Source organism: Acholeplasma hippikon, assembly GCF_900660755.1.
GTDB lineage: Bacteria > Bacillota_I > Bacilli_A > Acholeplasmatales > Acholeplasmataceae > Acholeplasma > Acholeplasma hippikon.
In genome coordinates this window covers 265,634-281,631 of the sequence record NZ_LR215050.1, presented here as the reverse complement: position 1 = coordinate 281,631, position 15,998 = coordinate 265,634, and the positions used below count along the sequence as shown (strand labels likewise).

At 29.3% G+C, this 15,998-nt stretch carries 15 protein-coding genes and 1 pseudogene; 1 reads left to right on the top strand and 15 read right to left on the bottom strand.

Going from position 1 to position 15,998, the window contains the following annotated elements; translation table 11 throughout:
- Window positions 1–44: 44 nt before the first annotated feature.
- The 13 genes and pseudogenes from EXC59_RS01385 to EXC59_RS01330 all read right to left on the bottom strand — a co-directional run bounded on the left by EXC59_RS01385 (window position 45) and on the right by EXC59_RS01330 (window position 11,652).
- Complete coding sequence (locus EXC59_RS01385; RefSeq protein WP_035369664.1) at window positions 45–782, bottom strand: alpha/beta hydrolase; 738 nt, start codon at window positions 780–782, stop codon at window positions 45–47.
- A 1-nt stretch (window position 783) separates the two neighbouring features.
- On the bottom strand, window positions 784–1,068 hold the full coding sequence (locus tag EXC59_RS01380) for a DUF1294 domain-containing protein (protein ID WP_035369663.1): 285 nt from the start codon (window positions 1,066–1,068) through the stop codon (window positions 784–786).
- Window positions 1,065–1,448: an iron chaperone gene (locus EXC59_RS07060; protein ID WP_162164052.1), complete on the bottom strand. Its 384-nt coding sequence runs from the start codon at window positions 1,446–1,448 to the stop codon at window positions 1,065–1,067. Before EXC59_RS07060 ends, EXC59_RS01380 begins: the two co-directional genes overlap by 4 nt.
- A 9-nt stretch (window positions 1,449–1,457) precedes the next feature.
- Window positions 1,458–2,231 (bottom strand): DUF92 domain-containing protein, encoded by a 774-nt coding sequence (locus EXC59_RS01375; RefSeq protein ID WP_162164051.1) that lies wholly within the window; start codon window positions 2,229–2,231, stop codon window positions 1,458–1,460.
- A gap of 13 nt (window positions 2,232–2,244) precedes the next feature.
- On the bottom strand, window positions 2,245–2,904 hold the full coding sequence (locus tag EXC59_RS01370) for a diacylglycerol/polyprenol kinase family protein (RefSeq protein ID WP_035369661.1): 660 nt from the start codon (window positions 2,902–2,904) through the stop codon (window positions 2,245–2,247).
- Window positions 2,897–3,748: a phytoene/squalene synthase family protein gene (locus tag EXC59_RS01365; RefSeq protein ID WP_035369660.1), complete on the bottom strand. Its 852-nt coding sequence runs from the start codon at window positions 3,746–3,748 to the stop codon at window positions 2,897–2,899. Before EXC59_RS01365 ends, EXC59_RS01370 begins: the two co-directional genes overlap by 8 nt.
- Window positions 3,723–5,230 (bottom strand): annotated as a pseudogene (locus EXC59_RS01360) (phytoene desaturase family protein). The gene EXC59_RS01365 and the pseudogene EXC59_RS01360 overlap by 26 nt, the downstream one beginning before the upstream one ends.
- Window positions 5,231–5,341: 111 nt before the next feature.
- Window positions 5,342–6,694 carry a serine hydrolase domain-containing protein gene (locus tag EXC59_RS01355; RefSeq protein WP_035369659.1) on the bottom strand — a complete coding sequence of 451 codons (1,353 nt, stop codon included), beginning with the start codon at window positions 6,692–6,694 and terminating at the stop codon, window positions 5,342–5,344.
- Between the two features lie 9 nt (window positions 6,695–6,703).
- Complete coding sequence (locus EXC59_RS01350) at window positions 6,704–7,411, bottom strand: Pr6Pr family membrane protein (RefSeq protein ID WP_035369658.1); 708 nt, start codon at window positions 7,409–7,411, stop codon at window positions 6,704–6,706.
- A gap of 111 nt (window positions 7,412–7,522) precedes the next feature.
- Complete coding sequence (locus EXC59_RS01345; RefSeq protein WP_035369655.1) at window positions 7,523–8,698, bottom strand: glycosyltransferase; 1,176 nt, start codon at window positions 8,696–8,698, stop codon at window positions 7,523–7,525.
- A 9-nt stretch (window positions 8,699–8,707) separates the two neighbouring features.
- On the bottom strand, window positions 8,708–9,550 hold the full coding sequence (locus tag EXC59_RS01340; protein ID WP_035369654.1) for a GNAT family N-acetyltransferase: 843 nt from the start codon (window positions 9,548–9,550) through the stop codon (window positions 8,708–8,710).
- A gap of 166 nt (window positions 9,551–9,716) precedes the next feature.
- The gene (locus EXC59_RS01335; protein WP_162849164.1) at window positions 9,717–10,418 is read right to left on the bottom strand and encodes a DsbA family oxidoreductase; all 702 of its coding nucleotides are present in this window, start codon (window positions 10,416–10,418) and stop codon (window positions 9,717–9,719) included.
- 76 nt (window positions 10,419–10,494) lie between these two features.
- Window positions 10,495–11,652, bottom strand: a complete 1,158-nt coding sequence (locus tag EXC59_RS01330; RefSeq protein ID WP_035369653.1) for an MFS transporter — start codon at window positions 11,650–11,652, stop codon at window positions 10,495–10,497.
- Between the two features lie 66 nt (window positions 11,653–11,718).
- Here EXC59_RS01330 and EXC59_RS01325 point away from each other — a divergent pair, with 66 nt between their 5' ends.
- On the top strand, window positions 11,719–12,396 hold the full coding sequence (locus tag EXC59_RS01325) for a YaaA family protein (protein WP_035369652.1): 678 nt from the start codon (window positions 11,719–11,721) through the stop codon (window positions 12,394–12,396).
- A 27-nt stretch (window positions 12,397–12,423) separates the two neighbouring features.
- Here EXC59_RS01325 and EXC59_RS01320 read toward each other — a convergent pair whose 3' ends face one another.
- The gene (locus tag EXC59_RS01320; RefSeq protein ID WP_035369651.1) at window positions 12,424–14,253 is read right to left on the bottom strand and encodes an ABC transporter ATP-binding protein; all 1,830 of its coding nucleotides are present in this window, start codon (window positions 14,251–14,253) and stop codon (window positions 12,424–12,426) included.
- Entirely contained in the window at window positions 14,246–15,997 is a 1,752-nt protein-coding gene (locus tag EXC59_RS01315) for an ABC transporter ATP-binding protein (RefSeq protein WP_035369650.1), read from the bottom strand. Before EXC59_RS01315 ends, EXC59_RS01320 begins: the two co-directional genes overlap by 8 nt.
- Between the last annotated feature and the right edge of the window lies 1 nt (window position 15,998).

Here is a 15,998-nt window from a genome sequence, read left to right as displayed (position 1 = left end):
TAAAAACAGTGTTTTTCAATAAAAAAAGTTGATTTATTCGACTTTTAAATACTTTTTATGAAGTTTAGGGCTTCTTTAAGCCAAGTGCTTTGTTCTTTATATGTTTCTTCAAATAATTTAGGATCAACATTTTCCGGTGCAACTTCACTGGTTGCAAGTGATAATCCATGTGGTCCATTTTCAAAAATTCTAACCATATGTGGTGTTAAAGTTAAAACTAATTTTTCAACCAGTTTATAAGTGTTTCCAACGAAAACTGACTTATCTTCTTCTGTATGCCATACATAAATTGGTGGTAGTTTTCTTTTAATTTGTTTTTCTAAAGATACTTCATCTAAATACTTTTTACTTTCTCCTAATAAAGCATCAAATGATCCTTGATGAATTAAATCTGGTTCAGTTGAAACAACAGGATAAGCTAAAATTGCACCACTGATAAAATTCTTATAATTAATCACAGTTTGAAGTGCTAAGTGCCCACCAGCTGAAAAACCAAGCAAGAAGATTCTACCAATGTTTGGTTCTTTTTTTAATTTAGTTAGTAATTCATAAACTTCTAATGTTGTTTCCGGATAAAGTAATTTAGACTCTCTATAGTAATAAACTAGTGTGTGAAAATCTTCATTTAAAATTTTATCGGCTACAACCTTTGACTCTCTTTGGGATGTATATTGATATCCTCCACCAGGAAAGATTACAAATATATCTCTTTTTGCCTCTTTAACGTATGTTAGCATACCATAATTATTGCTCGATAATTGTATACGTTTTTCAAAACTCATTTTAAACTCCTAAAACTGGTAATAATAAATAAATAAAAATTGCAGTGTGTATCATAAAGCCTAGCCAGTTAACTAAAACAAAATACCAATGTCGATTTTTATGTCTTAAAACATATAAACTGTATAAACCACCTAAAGATCCAAAGAAAAATGAAAACAATAATAATGAACTTTCTTTTATTCTCCATTTATTTTTGATTGCTCTTTTTTTATCTATTTTATATAAAGATGCTGTAATTAGGGAAACTAATACCCAAACAGCTGAATGAATAATTAAATATATCATGTCTCTCTCCAAAATTTAGTATATCCTTTTTTATCTTTCATATTATACTCGATGATACGAGTTAATAAGTGATAATTGATTTCATCTTTATATTTTATTCTAAATAAATGTGTTGTTTGTTCATATTTAGCTAATGAAATCTCATCCTTAAAGTATTCCATTGCTTTAACTTCTGGTGCTACAGAAAAGTGATTTTTTGAAGCAGAGAAGGCAAGAATAAATGTACCATCCATTAAAAACATAGGTTGATTATATTTGATTTCAAGATTTAAATTAAAATTATTTTTAACCCAATTGCACAAATCTAAAAATACTTTACGATTTGACTCTTCTTTTATGAATCTTTGACCATAATCTTCTAAATCTTTAATGTAACCCATATAATCACCTCAAATTAAAATTAAAGCAAATATAATTGCTATGCATACTGTACTTAATAAGTTTACCATATCATTATTCACAAATGGTAAACCAGACACCAGTTTGTATTCTCCGTGATTTGTTCTTTTTTCTATTTTTTTCCCTGTTTTTAATTCAATGTATTTTGCTTGTAAAAAAATACCTAGATAACTATCAAAAACACAACCTAAAAAACCACCGATTGTAATCATAATAAAATAACCAAATAAAGCTATTGAAAACTCAAAGGTTATTCCATATAACAAGATAAATAAAAACGAAATAAATATGCTTCCGAAAAGTGAAGACAATGTCCCTAATAAACTAACTCCACCAGACTCACCTCTTGGCACTTCTTTAAAGTTTACAATCGATACAATTTTACCTTTTGAGGTTTTACCAATTTCTGATGCCCAAGTATCAGAAGTTGATGCGGCTATTCCAACAGCAGCAACAACCATAAAAATTTGTTCTTTAGTGACAAAATAAATCACTGAAAAGATGGTAGCAGCTAAAATATTAGCAATCACTTGAATAAAGTTCCTTCCATCTTTTTCTTCTTTTTCTAAATGTTTTATTTTTTGAATGATACTGCTTGATAAAAAGAATGAGATTAAAAGAACGAACATAATATATGTTCCCATTCCATAAATTAACGTACCGAATAAGGTAGCGGCAATTGCTCCTGAAAGATTTAAGGACTTCTTTTTATAAGATAGAATAGCAATCAATAGACTTAAGATGAACCCAATTAGAAAATCCATACAATACCTTCCTTTATAAAAGTAATAGCAAAAGCCAGAGTAATAAACTTGTTGATAAAGGAATTGATAAATTATCTAGTCCTTTAGGTGTAAATAATTCTACTACTGTTGCAACAACTGCAATTATTATACTAAATAATAGCGTATAAATGAAAGGAATTGATACCCCAATAAGACTCATTGTAAAAACTACTATAAGTGAGGCAACAAACATGGTAACTGTTCCAATGATACTTTTACCATTTATTAATTTTTTCTTACCATAGGCTTTACCAAAAACTGCTGCAAATCCATCCCCGTAACCTAAGATAAAAATACCTAATCCAGCAATAATTGGATCCATGAATGTGAAACTTGCAATTACTAATAACAATAGTGAAATTGGAAAATAAACTGTACCTAAGTTACCTTTGTCATTTCTTTCCATACTCTTAATTAAATTCATCTTGTAAGATGCATAATTAAGAAGAATAAATACAATTGGTGGAATAATGGCATAATACATGTTATCAAACATAAATATAACAAAGAACCACCAGTTAGCTACACCAATATGGATAAACTTTCTTGCACCTTCATCATTTAAAACATTTTTCTTTTGTAGGATAGTCGATAAACCAATCATCAAAAACACAAAGACAAAAGAAAATACTAGCCCTAAGATATTATTCATTTATGGTATACTCCTTAATTAGTTTTATTTTTCTCATTTCACTTACACTTTGTTTTCTTGAAAATACATCATATCCATTTTCAATAATGACATCAATAATCTCTCTATATAAAACAAGTGCATATGTTAAGATTTGGCGCTCTTCTTTCGGAAAAACATCCATATTTTCTAATGCAATTCTGTAATGGGTTTTTGCAGTGAAGGCAATCTCATTAAATAAATTCATAAAATCATCATTTATTAATCCAATTGCTAAGTCACTTATTTTATAGTTGTATTTTGACATTAAATCGCTAGGTAGATATATACGATTGATCTTATAATCTTCACCAATATCGCGAAGAATATTTGTTATCTGCATGCCAACACCTAAATGATAAGAAACTAAATCTAGTTTTTCTTTATTACCATTTGGTGCTAGTATTGGCGTTAACATCATTCCGACACTAGATGCAACTTTTGTAGCATAATTTCTTAATTCCTCTAAAGAGTTAATTGGTTTAAAGTTTAAGTCCATATATTGGCCTTCAAGCATGTCATAAAATGGTTTAAAATCGAAATCCTGATAAAACTTCTTACGAACATCTAAAAGTGCTCTAAAGATGAAATTATTTACTTCTTCGTTTCTTACAAAATCATCAAGTTCTTTTTTTAGTTGATTTAACGCAGCTAAATCATTTGATTGATCGATGATATCATCTGCATAACGACAATACGCATAAACTGCATACACAGCATTTTTCTTATCTTCATTCGTTAACATACTAAATGCTTTATAGAATGTCTTAGAGTTTTTCTTTATAATACGTTCGCATTTTTTATAATCTCTTCTTAATTGGCTCATTTAAATCATCCTTTAATATTTCATTAACTGCTAATTTTGCAGATGTTAAGACAATTGGAACGCCTGCACCTGGATGGTTCGAGCTTCCTGCAAAGTATAAATTCTTTACATATCTAGATTTGGTTTGTGGTCTAAAATAATTACTTTGTTTAAGTGTAGGCTTTAAACCAAATGTTGCACCATGTTTTAAATTGAATTTTTCTTCAAAATCATTTGGTGTGTAATAAGTTTTAACTTCAATATGTTCAAGTATATCTTCAAATCCTTCTTTTTAGCCATGATATTTAAGACATGATTCTCATATTTTTCAGTAAACTCTTTAGTCCAAGTATGTTTTGAATGATGTTTATTTGGAACAGGTACTAAAATATATAACAATTCTTTTCCTTCAGGAGCAACACTCTCATCAATTTGACTTGGGCTATATACATAAAAGGATGGATCTAATGGCATCTGATCTTCAAATAAATTGTTAACATTTTCTTTGAAGTTTGAAGTGAAATAAATATTATGAAGAGCTTTAGGATATTTTTTATTCATCCCTAGATAAATTAAAAATGATGAGGATGAATACTCCATTTTATCTACCCTTTTATAGGTATATTTCTTTTTATATTTATTTTCCTTAATTAAATTATCCATTGCATAAGGGAAATCCGCATTCGATAAAATAAGATCTGCAGTTATCATTTCATGATTTGAAATAACATCTTCTGCAATTTTATCTTTAATAACTATCTCGCTTACATTTTGATTAAATAAAATCTTACCACCAAGTTCTAAAAAACGACGTTCCATTGCTTTAGCCATACTATACATGCCGCCTTTAATATAATAAACGCCATATAAAAGTTCAATCATTGGAATAATTGTATAAATGCTTGGTCCTGAATAAGGTGATACACCAATGTATAATGTTTGGAAAGCTAATGCTTGACGCATTCTTTCATCATCTACAAATTTACCAATTGAGTCATAGGCATTTGAAAATGTTTTTAACTTTAATGCCTGATATAAAGTTTTTGGATTATAAAAGTCACTTGGTTTTCTAAAACTACGATCAATAAAATCATTTTTAGCAATTAAATATCTTTTATAGATATCTGCTAAATACGCTAAATATCCTTGTGTATCTTTTTCACTGATTGCTTCATGCGTTTTAGTCATATGTACCAAATCAGAACTTGCATCCATTTGATAACCATCTGCGAAAGTTAAACTAAGCATTGGTTCCACACGACTCATTTGAATATAGTCTTTAGGATCAACACCACTATATCTAAATAATTCTTCATAAATGTCTTTCATCATAACAATTGTAGGTCCAACATCAAATTTAAAACCATTAGATTCAATTTGATACATTCTTCCGCCTACTTTTTCATTTTTTTCTAAAATAGTCACATCGTATCCATTTTTTTGTAATCTAATTGCTGAAGCTAAACCTGCAGTTCCTGCACCAATCACAATAACTTTTTTCATATAGAACCTCCATGTAAATTAAGTATATTGTAACAAGTTAAACTATTAACTTAATTTTAATGACATCAAATGCACTTTTTTTGTCATAAAAAAAAAGAAATCATCAATTTTCTAATGATTTCTAATTGGTTGTTCAAATTTATCTAAATAAAAAGTAATGATAGGTTCAAATCTAAAAATTGATTCAGATTCACGCTTTTCAAAAATAAACTGCGATATAAATGGTGATTCTAAATGAGTAAGTTCAATAACTAACTTGTCCTCGCTTGAGGCTAAAACAGTTAAAAATACTTTTTGTCGCTCATAATTAATCGTTCTAATAAATCTTAAATAACCAATTCGTTCGTTTAGATTTAATCGATCAACTGATTCATCATCATGCGTAAACTCAATAAAATCTTTGTTTACACGGACTGAATTTACTTTTAATGAATTTTTATCAAGTTTAAATGTTAAATCGTGTTTGAAAACAACATTTGATGATTCTTTTTCATAAGTTAATGTCTTAACATATAGATCTAACTGATCTTTGTTGATATCATTTGACAACGTAAAGTTTCTAAAATGTTTTTGAATTAAAGCATATATTTTAACAAAATCAGTCGTTTGAGAGGTTAAGATAATTGCTATTTTTAAATCTTTAAACACATAAATAACTTGCCCAAACATGCCATCTGCTGCATATTCGTTCTCATTTACGATGTGGAATTGATATCCATATGAAATACCTCTTGATTTTGATGCTTCAGTCCCAACACTATCTTGTTTAATGACTTGGCTTTTGGTTGCTTCATCTAAGAATGCTTTAGAAACAATGCGTTTACCTTTATAAACTCCATCATTAAGTAAAAGTATGCCTAGTTTTGCCATTGCATCATGAGTGATTGCTAATCCACTTCCGCCGTAACTATTGCCTTCAGGTGTTTCTTCCCAAAAATAATTGGTGATTTCCAATGGTTTAAATAGTCTTTCATCTAAAAATACCTGTAATGTTTTTCCAGTAGTGATTCGAACTAATGCTGATAAGATATGTGATGTTCTTGTTGAATATAGGTATTTACTTCCTGGTTTGTTAACGAATTCTCTAGAAAAAAAAGTTTTAATAAAATCATCATCGACTAATGCATCTTTAAAGTTTTCATATTTTAATCCACTTGACATCGACAAAAGATGCCTAATTGTCATCTTTTCTAAATTTTCATTGAGAATCTTTGGAAAATAGTCCTTAAAGTACTTTGACACTTTATCATCTAAATTTATTAATCCATCATCTAATAACATTCCAATTGCTAGCCCTGTAAATGATTTAGTAATGGAAAACATGATTCTAGGCTGATCAATTTGATATGGTTTTTTATTCATTTGATATAATACTTCATTTTCGTTAACTATTCCAAAACTAATATTCTTAATACTTTCGTTTTGTTCACATTCATTTAAAAAATTATATATTTCTTGATACATATTTTCTCCCTAGCTAATTGCTTGTAGTAATGTCATTAAAAAAGTTAATACAATCATCGTTGATGCCACATAAATCGGGACTTTCTTATCAATAATTTTCTTAAGTTTTATTGAACTTGCTGAAATTAACAATACCAATCCTAGTATGAAAATATACCAGTAAACCACTCCAATTTTACCATCTGAGATTGTTAACCAGCCATTATCAATGAAATCTAAGAAAAAGTAGGGGAAATTACTACCACTAAATTTTATACCGAAAGCGTACATAATATATGCAAATATCATATAGTATAATGGCGTAATTAAGCCAAATAAATAAAGTTTCTTACGATAAATTCTACGATCATTTAATAAGTAATCTAAAATTGAAACAATTGGTGTTAAAGTATGAACCAAAATATTTGATGGAGTTAATAAATAACTTAAAGGTAATGAAGGGGTTAGTAAAATTGAAAACACCACATAAGTTATGAGTATGCCAACGGTTAAAGTATATTTCGATATAAAATAACCTTCTTTCATTTCTTTATCACGATAAATATAAATTAATCCTACTGCTGCAATCATAGCCATCCATAGATTACTTTGGATTGTAAAATATAACATCATGGATGTACCACCCATAAAGTCTACTGAGCTTGCAAACATTTGTAAGTAAACGCCAGCTAAAGCTGATAAGATGATTAACCATTTGAAAATTGTCTTTTTGAACATTTTTAATTCCTCTTTTGTCGTTTCTTAACTTCATTATAAACTATTTTTAACTCATTTTCATGTGATAATAAAAAAATGTTGAGTTTCCTCAACATTTTGATTATTTTTTTCTTACCTAGTTGAATTTACTGCATTTTTCAAACTGATTTGCTCTAAATACATTTGATAAACCTTTTTTACTAGATCATCCCAATTACGATACAAATCTTTATATGCATTTTCACAGACTTGTTCATAGGCTTTCATATCACTAAAAATCTCAACAATACGGTTAGCATAATCTTTGACATCATCCTTTGCTAGGTATCCATTTCGATTGTCAATAATATTTGATGCAGTTACCGTATTTTCTAAAAATAAAGTTGGTGTCTTTTGACTTGCCGCTTCTATTTGAACAAGTGATGATGTGTCATATTTAGATGGAAAGACAAATAAATCTGCCATATTAAAATATTCTGCAAGTAGCTCTCTATCTGCAATCTTACCTAAAATTTTGACATCATTTTTTAAACCATAAAAATTAATCTTGAAATCAAGTTGATTCGTATGTGGTCCTGAACCAATAAAAATCATTTTAAATTTAAAGTCTTTATCTTTAAGTTCTTTTAAAACATCAATTAGAAAATAGATATTTTTTATTTTATCAATTCTTCCAACAAATAAAAATACTTTTTCATCTTTAATTTCATGCTTAGATTTTAAGTAAAGAACTGTTTTTTGATTTTTACTATAAACAAAATCAGTTCCATTTTCTAATACAAGGGGTTCTTTCTTTAATCCAAAGCCATGATAAATTTCTGCTATTTTTTTATTAACTGCATAACATTGATCAAGTTCATTTAATAAGGAAACTATTTTTTTGACCATGACTTTAGATATAAGTTTAGACTTTGTTCTCATTTGAAAATCTTTATGATATTGACTGTGCAAAGTACCAACAACTGGTATGCCTCGTCTTTTCGCGTATTCTACACCGACTTCGCCAATGGCATATGGGGAGTGAATATGTACGATATCTAATTGAAGCGAGTTTAATCTATCCATAAACTCTTTATCTTGTTTAGGCCGTGGTAAATCATAATCTGTTAAGGGAATTGGCATCTTCTTACAACGAATGACTTCATAAGGAAATTTGTCTTTATAGTTTGCATCTCTTCCTTTCGGACAAAAAACATAGACGTTAGCAACTTTTGATAATCTTGTTGCATAACTATCTACGACTTTTACCACACCATCGATCATTGGATAAAATGTATCAATAAATAATCCAATATTTATTTTCCCCATCAAATCACCCTATTCTAGGACTTTAACTAATTCGAATTGTTTTAATAACTCTTCCGCTTTAAAATGTTTGAAAAACTCAATTAAACTAATTGATGTTTCATCAACATTTAAAATACCTAATTGCGTCCCATTTGATAAGGTAAAGAGTTCATTTAGTAAACTACTTCCAATACCTTGTCTTCTGTAATTCTTATGTACCGCAATTTGAAGTAATGAGCGTTTATTTAGATCACTAATTGCATATCCAATTATTTTATCGTTATCTTTTACGACTAAGTATGTAAACTGACCTGGATTTCGATTAAGTGAACTAAATGAGTTTTGCCATGAAGGCATAACATCCATTAAGTCCTTAACATCATTATAGTCAATTTTGTCAACTTTCTCAATTGGATACACCTTATATTTTTTATCAATTTTATTAATTTTAAAACATGGGAAGTCTCTTTGCTTTTTAAAACCTAATTTAGTATATAAATTATATGCCTTTTCATTGATTGTAATTACTTCTAACATATAGGAATGAATCTTCATATTTTTAAAAGTATGAATGGAATGAAGGATTAAACTTTGAGCAACTTTTTGACCTCTAAATTTTGGTCTTACCCCAATGGATACAACATATCCAATATTCGCTTCATCATTTTGTTTATAAGCATTCATGATGACACCTGCTAGTTGACCATCTATTTTAGCTGCATAAGATATTTCTGGATCCATTCCTCTTACCTTCATCATATTCATAAAATCTTGATAAGGGACGTGTCTGAATCCCACATAATCACTAAAGGCATCAGAGAAACACTCATAATATGCTTCGCTACTTAAATCTTTTAATTTGATAAATTCCATATAAACCTCCATAAGTATTCATTAACTATTTTTAGTATAGCATGAAGGTTTTTAATTGATTTTACGCTTTGCATAGAAAAAATTAAAAGAAACTATAAGTTTATTTTTTTCTAAATTTATTAACTAAAAAGAAAAAACACCAGTTTTTAACTGATGTTTTGGTGTTTTAAATAGAGCATTCATCACCTTCACATTTAGGTGCGTCTTCTTCATCTAAAAGTGTAAAGGACTTAGTTTCTTCGAGTGCTTTAGTAATTGCTTGTTTAAAGATTGCTGTATCTTGTGCACCACTTACAGCGTATTTTCTTCCGAAAATAAAGAATGGGACACCTTGTATGCCTATTGATTCTGCTTCTTCAATATCTTTATCCACTAAATTGGCAAATTCATTTGTATTTAGAATAGATTTTACTAATTCCTCATCTAATCCTACAGATGTGGCAAGTTTTGTTAAAGTATCATGATCACCTAGGTTTAAACCTTTAACAAAATAACCATCCATTAATAGTTCAGTTAATTCTGATTCTTTACCATATTTTTTAGCTAGTTTTGCTAATCGGTGAGCTTTGTATGTCGATACGTATTGAATTTTATCCATATGATAATCTAAACCAACCATTTTCGCATAAGTTGTTGCTTGACCATACATCACTTTAACTTGTTCTTTTGGAATACCTTTAATTTTGCTTAATCCTTCAATACCATCAATTGCAACTTCTGGTGCATCTGGATTTAATTGATATGCTTTGAATACCAATTTAATCTTATTTTCAACACCTAATTCTTTAATTGCATTCTCTAATTTTCTTTTCCCAATATAACAAAATGGACAAGAATAATCACTCCATATTTCAATATTCATCATCATATTTACCTCCATGAGTTCATATTCATTTTAACATGTGGGCTAATATTGAAACGCTTAATTGCCTATAAGTTGAAACTTATGTGTTTTTTACTTTTTTGTTGAGCGTTTCTAAAAGTATAAAACTTATAATAATAATTATCAAAATATATAAGGGTAATGATTGAATCGTTACGTAATTTGCGATTAAACCAAAAATAGCTGGCATAAGTACAACTCCAGAATATGCAAAAAACATTTCAATCGAAATTATTGCTTGAGATTTTTTTCTATCAAATAAACTCGGTGTTCGATGAATAATTGAAGGAAAAATTGGTGCAGCACCTAACCCTGCAATAATAATACCTAAAACTGCTACTTGATAATATATAAATGAAAATAAGATTACAATCATCCCAGTTATAATAAGTAAAAATCCAATACGAATGATATGTTTTGATTTCACTTTATTTGATAATATACCCGAAATGATTCTACCTACTGTCATGCCAATAAAGAAAATTGATGCGAGTAATGCACCTAAATCCTCACTAATTCCTTTATCTTTGACAAGATACGTACTTACCCAGTTAAACATTGTCGCTTCAAATCCTGTATAAAGTAAAAATGCAAACATCAAATACTTAATATGCTTTATTTTAAGTACTTGAAAAATGTTTAAGTGTTCTTGTTCATTTTGTTGTTCTTCTCTTTGTTTCTTCCACATAAATAATGATCCAAAAACAATTAATGAGATAACTAGTTGAATCATTGCAACAACTTCATAACCTTTTTGCCACCCTAATTTATTTGAAATTGCATAACTCATTGCAAATGGACCTACTAAAGTTCCAATTCCCCAAAAAGCGTGTAAAAAGTTCATATGTTTCTTTTTATAATGGAGTGAAACATAATTGTTTAATGTCGAATCAATTGCACCAGCACCAAATCCATAAGGGAAAGCAAAAAGAGAAAGCATTAAAAGTGAGTTTGAGATACTAAACCCAAACATTGCAATCGCCGTTAAGAAAACGGATATACTAGTGACGAGTCCAGAGCCAAACTTATGATTAAGTTTACTCGCAAACAAACTTGATGTAATTGTTCCAAATGAAATCAGCATCGTTAACATGCCCATAGATGAAATTGGTATATTTAAATCTTTATAAATTACAGGCCATGCTGAACCTAATAAAGAATCTGGTAAACCCAAACTAATAAATGCTATATAAATAATAACTAATAAAATAGATGCCATAATTAACCTCTTATTTGTGATTATATCAAAGTAAATTCGTTTATAATAGTTTTAGAGGTAGCTTATATGATTATTTTTATTTCACCAAGTAAAACTTTTACAAATTCAATCAAACCAGGGAAATCTATTTTATTTAAAGATAAGACAGAAAGATTATTTAATGAAATTAAATCATTTAAAAAAGATGAAATTAAAATAAAATTCGACTTATCCGATAAATTAGTAGATGAGGTTTATGATTATTACCATAAAGAACAAACATTAAGCCAAGCAATTATTCGCTATGGCGGTATTCTTTATAAGTCTTTAGATGCAGAAACATTAAACTTTAAAGATAATCAAATTTTCATTTTATCAGCAATGTATGGTTTAGTTCCACATGATGCAGAAATTAAAAAATATCGAATTGATTTTACGCATCGTATGTTAGGAAATCTCTATCACTACTGGAAAAAAGATTTAACTCACTATATGAAACTTGAGTTCAAAAATGAAATATTAATTGATTTAACAAGCAAAGAATTTGAAGATTTAATTATCAAACCAAAATATCGAATTGATTTTAAAGTATTAAATCAAAAAACAACACCGACTGTATTACTTAAACAAATGCGTGGTTTATTTGCTAGAGAAATCGTTAATAAAAACATACAAACACTCGATCAGATTAAATCGTTAGTTATTAATGATTTTAAATTTAATCAAGAACTTTCAACTGAATTTGAGTTCATCTTTACAAAGTAAAAAGCTTGCCGAAGCAAGCTTTTTTTCTTATTTTTCTTCAAATTGTGAATTATATAATTCTGCGTAGAATCCGTTTGCTGCAAGTAATTGGTCGTGAGTGCCACTTTCAATGACATCCCCTTCTTTCATTACTAGAATTAAATCAGCATTTTTAATTGTACTTAATCTATGCGCAATTACGAATGAAGTTCTACCCTTCATTAATGCATCCATTGCATCTTGAATTAATACTTCAGTTCTTGTATCAATTGATGAAGTTGCTTCATCGAAGATTAATAATGGAGCATTTTGAATCATTGCACGAGCAATTGTTAATAATTGCTTTTGTCCTGCAGATAAGTTTAACTTGTCAGTTAAGATTGTATTGTATTTTTCAGGTAATGTATTAATAAAGAAGTGAATACCTACTGTCTTACAAATATTCTTGACAGTTTCAGCATCTACATCTTTCTTATTGAAGACTAAGTTTTCATAAACAGTACCTTCAAATAACCAAGTATCTTGTAGAACCATACCAAATAAGTTATGAACGTTTTCTCTTGTTAATTCTTTAGTATCAACACCGTCAATTGAAATTGAACCTTCGTTTACTTCATAGAATCTCATTAATAGGTTAACTAAAGTTGTCTTACCTGCTCCTGTTGGACCAACGATGGCAACTTTTTGACCTGCTTTAATGTTAGCAGAGAAGTCTTTAATAATAATTTTGTTTTCATCATATCCAAATTTAACATGATCAAACTTAACATCACCTTTTACATTTGTTAATTGTTTAGTCTTGTGTGATTCATCTGCTAATTCTTTTTCTTCTAAGAATTCAAATACACGTTCTGATGCAGCTGTACCTGATTGTAAAGCGTTCATTGATTGAGCCATTTGTGATAATGGTTGTGTAAATAATCTAACGTAAATAATAAATGCTAAGACAACACCAAACTCAATCTTATTGTTAGAAACTAATAATGCACCAACAATAATAACTGCAACATATCCAATATTACCAACAAAACTCATTAAAGGCATCATTAATCCTGAGAAGAATTGAGCTTTCCAACCACTAACAAATAATTTTCTATTCATAGTTTCAAATTGTTCTTTTGCTTCATTTTCTCCGTTATAAGCCTTAACGATTGTATGTCCTGTATATGTTTCTTCAATGTGTCCATTTAAAGCACCTAATTGACCTTGATATGTCTTAAAGTGTTTTTGTGAACCCTTAATGATTGTTGCCATAAAGACAAAACCAATTACTGAAGATAAAATTGCTGTAAGTGCCATTAACCAGTTTGTATAGAACATCATAACAATTGACCCAATAAACATGGTAATCGCAGTTACTAATGTACCAAAGCTTTGTGCAAATGTTTGTGCAATTGTATCAACGTCATTTGTGAATCTACTTAAGATATCACCGATATTATTAGTATCATAGTACTTAAATGGAACTTTATTGATTTTTTGTGCCATTTCTTTTCTAAACTTGTTAGAAACTCTTTGACCAATTGTAACCATGAAGAAACCTTGAATATAGTTAAAGATAAAACCTAAAATATAGAAGATAACTAATGTGATTGCAATTCTATCAATTTTCTTAATATTAATACCATTAACGATATCAGTCATACCAGCAGTGATTTCGTTAGTGATTGTTTTAATCATATCAGGTCCTAAAAGGTTTAGGATTGTTCCGATGAATGCAAGGATAATCGCAAGAATTAAGATGGCTCTATAAGTTCTTACATAATTTAATAATTTTTTGAAGGATTTTTTGAAGTCTTTAGCTTTTTCGCCGACGCCCATGCCGCCATGACCATGACTAGATGTTCTTTGACGTGGTTTTTGTTCATCATTATTCATTTGCTAATTCCTCCTCTGATAGTTGTGATAATGCAATTTCTCTGTAGACTTTATTATCTTTTAGTAATTCTTTATGCGTACCAGCACCAACAATCTTACCTTCATCTAAGACTAAGATAACATCAGCATTTTTAATTGTACCGATTCTTTGTGCAACAATTAATGTAATTTGATTGTTTAAGTTTTCTTTTAACGCATTTCTTAAATTACGATCTGTACGATAGTCAAGTGCAGAGAATGAGTCATCGAAGATTAATACTTCAGCATCTCTTTGAATCGCACGTGCAATTGATAATCTTTGTTTTTGACCACCAGAGAAGTTCTTACCAGCTTGAGAAACTCTTGAATTGCCTTTTTCTTCTAAGCTGTTAACAAAATCTGATGCTTGTGCAATTTCTAGTGCATAATCTAATTCTTTTTCTTCTTCTAAACCGTAGTTAACGTTAGAACCGATTGTACCACTGAATAAGAATGCTTGTTGTGAAATGTAACCAATTTTCTTTCTTAAATCATGTGCCTTAAATTGTTTAATATTTTGACCATTAATTAAGATTTCACCTTCTGTTACATCATAGAATCTAGGAATTAAATTAATCATTGTTGATTTACCAGCACCTGTTGCACCGATAATCGCAACTGTTTGACCTTTGTTTGCCTTGAAACTAATATTTTCTAATACTGGGTCAGATGCATCAGGATATTGGAATGAAACATTGTTAAATTCAAGTGTTTTAACATGCTCTTTTAATGGTTGAGAACCATCTTTAATTTTTGTTTTCTTATTTAATACTTCTAGGATACGACCAGCTGATACTTGTGCTCTTGGTAAGATAATGAAGATCATTACTAACATCATGAATGCCATGATAACTTGCATTGCATATTGTGAGAAGATAATCATTTGTTGATAAATATCTACACGGTCTAACATATTCACAAATGGAATACCATCAATTAAATGTGCACCAATCCAATAAATTGATAAGCTTACACCTGATAAAACAAGTGCCATTGTTGGACTGATTAAACTCATAATTCTACCAGCAAGTAAACCGTCAGTCATTAAAACATCATTTACTGTGTCAATTTTCTTAGTTTGGAACTTTTCAGCGTTATAAGCTTTAATAACACGTAAACCTGCAAGGTTTTCTCTTGAATACTTGTTTAACTCATCTGTATTCTTTTGAATACGTTTAAATCTTGGTACAGCAACGAAAATAATCACAACTAACACGATTGAGATAGCTAAAATTGCACCTGCAGTGATTGCTGTAAATTGCCATTGTGAACCCGAAATTTTATAAATACTCCATATTGCAAGGATTGGAGCCTTTAATAATAATTGTGCTCCCATTGAAATCATGTTTTGTACTTGTGTAATATCGTTTGTAGAACGAGTGATTAAACTTGGTGTAGAAAATGCATTGATTTCTTCCATTGAGAAGTCTGCTGTCTTTGTAAACATCATTGATCTTAATCTAGCTGAGAATCTAGATGAAATTCTTGCGAAAATTAAGCCAACGATTACTGCTGAAATTAAACTTCCAAATGCTAGACCTAGCATCTTTAAGCCTTCTACTACGATATCCCAAATATTGGCGTTGCCTTCTAAAGCCATTTTTGAAATTGTTCCCATATAAGTAGGGATTTCAAGTTCTAGCCAGACTTGACCACCAATTAAGAGAATAGAAACTAATATCCACAGCCATTCAGTTGTCTTAATATGTTTTAGTATTTTTAGCATA

What these genes read in the sequence shown, in the direction of transcription:
- EXC59_RS01385 (WP_035369664.1), bottom strand. Translation starts at nt 782, where the DNA reads ATGAGTTTTGAAAAACGTATACAATTATCGAGCAATAATTATGGTATG.
- EXC59_RS01380 (WP_035369663.1), bottom strand. Translation starts at nt 1,068, where the DNA reads ATGATATATTTAATTATTCATTCAGCTGTTTGGGTATTAGTTTCCCTA.
- EXC59_RS07060 (WP_162164052.1), bottom strand. Translation starts at nt 1,448, where the DNA reads ATGGGTTACATTAAAGATTTAGAAGATTATGGTCAAAGATTCATAAAA.
- EXC59_RS01375 (WP_162164051.1), bottom strand. Translation starts at nt 2,231, where the DNA reads ATGGATTTTCTAATTGGGTTCATCTTAAGTCTATTGATTGCTATTCTA.
- EXC59_RS01370 (WP_035369661.1), bottom strand. Translation starts at nt 2,904, where the DNA reads ATGAATAATATCTTAGGGCTAGTATTTTCTTTTGTCTTTGTGTTTTTG.
- EXC59_RS01365 (WP_035369660.1), bottom strand. Translation starts at nt 3,748, where the DNA reads ATGAGCCAATTAAGAAGAGATTATAAAAAATGCGAACGTATTATAAAG.
- EXC59_RS01355 (WP_035369659.1), bottom strand. Translation starts at nt 6,694, where the DNA reads ATGTATCAAGAAATATATAATTTTTTAAATGAATGTGAACAAAACGAA.
- EXC59_RS01350 (WP_035369658.1), bottom strand. Translation starts at nt 7,411, where the DNA reads ATGTTCAAAAAGACAATTTTCAAATGGTTAATCATCTTATCAGCTTTA.
- EXC59_RS01345 (WP_035369655.1), bottom strand. Translation starts at nt 8,698, where the DNA reads ATGGGGAAAATAAATATTGGATTATTTATTGATACATTTTATCCAATG.
- EXC59_RS01340 (WP_035369654.1), bottom strand. Translation starts at nt 9,550, where the DNA reads ATGGAATTTATCAAATTAAAAGATTTAAGTAGCGAAGCATATTATGAG.
- EXC59_RS01335 (WP_162849164.1), bottom strand. Translation starts at nt 10,418, where the DNA reads ATGATGATGAATATTGAAATATGGAGTGATTATTCTTGTCCATTTTGT.
- EXC59_RS01330 (WP_035369653.1), bottom strand. Translation starts at nt 11,652, where the DNA reads ATGGCATCTATTTTATTAGTTATTATTTATATAGCATTTATTAGTTTG.
- EXC59_RS01325 (WP_035369652.1), top strand. Translation starts at nt 11,719, where the DNA reads ATGATTATTTTTATTTCACCAAGTAAAACTTTTACAAATTCAATCAAA.
- EXC59_RS01320 (WP_035369651.1), bottom strand. Translation starts at nt 14,253, where the DNA reads ATGAATAATGATGAACAAAAACCACGTCAAAGAACATCTAGTCATGGT.
- EXC59_RS01315 (WP_035369650.1), bottom strand. Translation starts at nt 15,997, where the DNA reads ATGCTAAAAATACTAAAACATATTAAGACAACTGAATGGCTGTGGATA.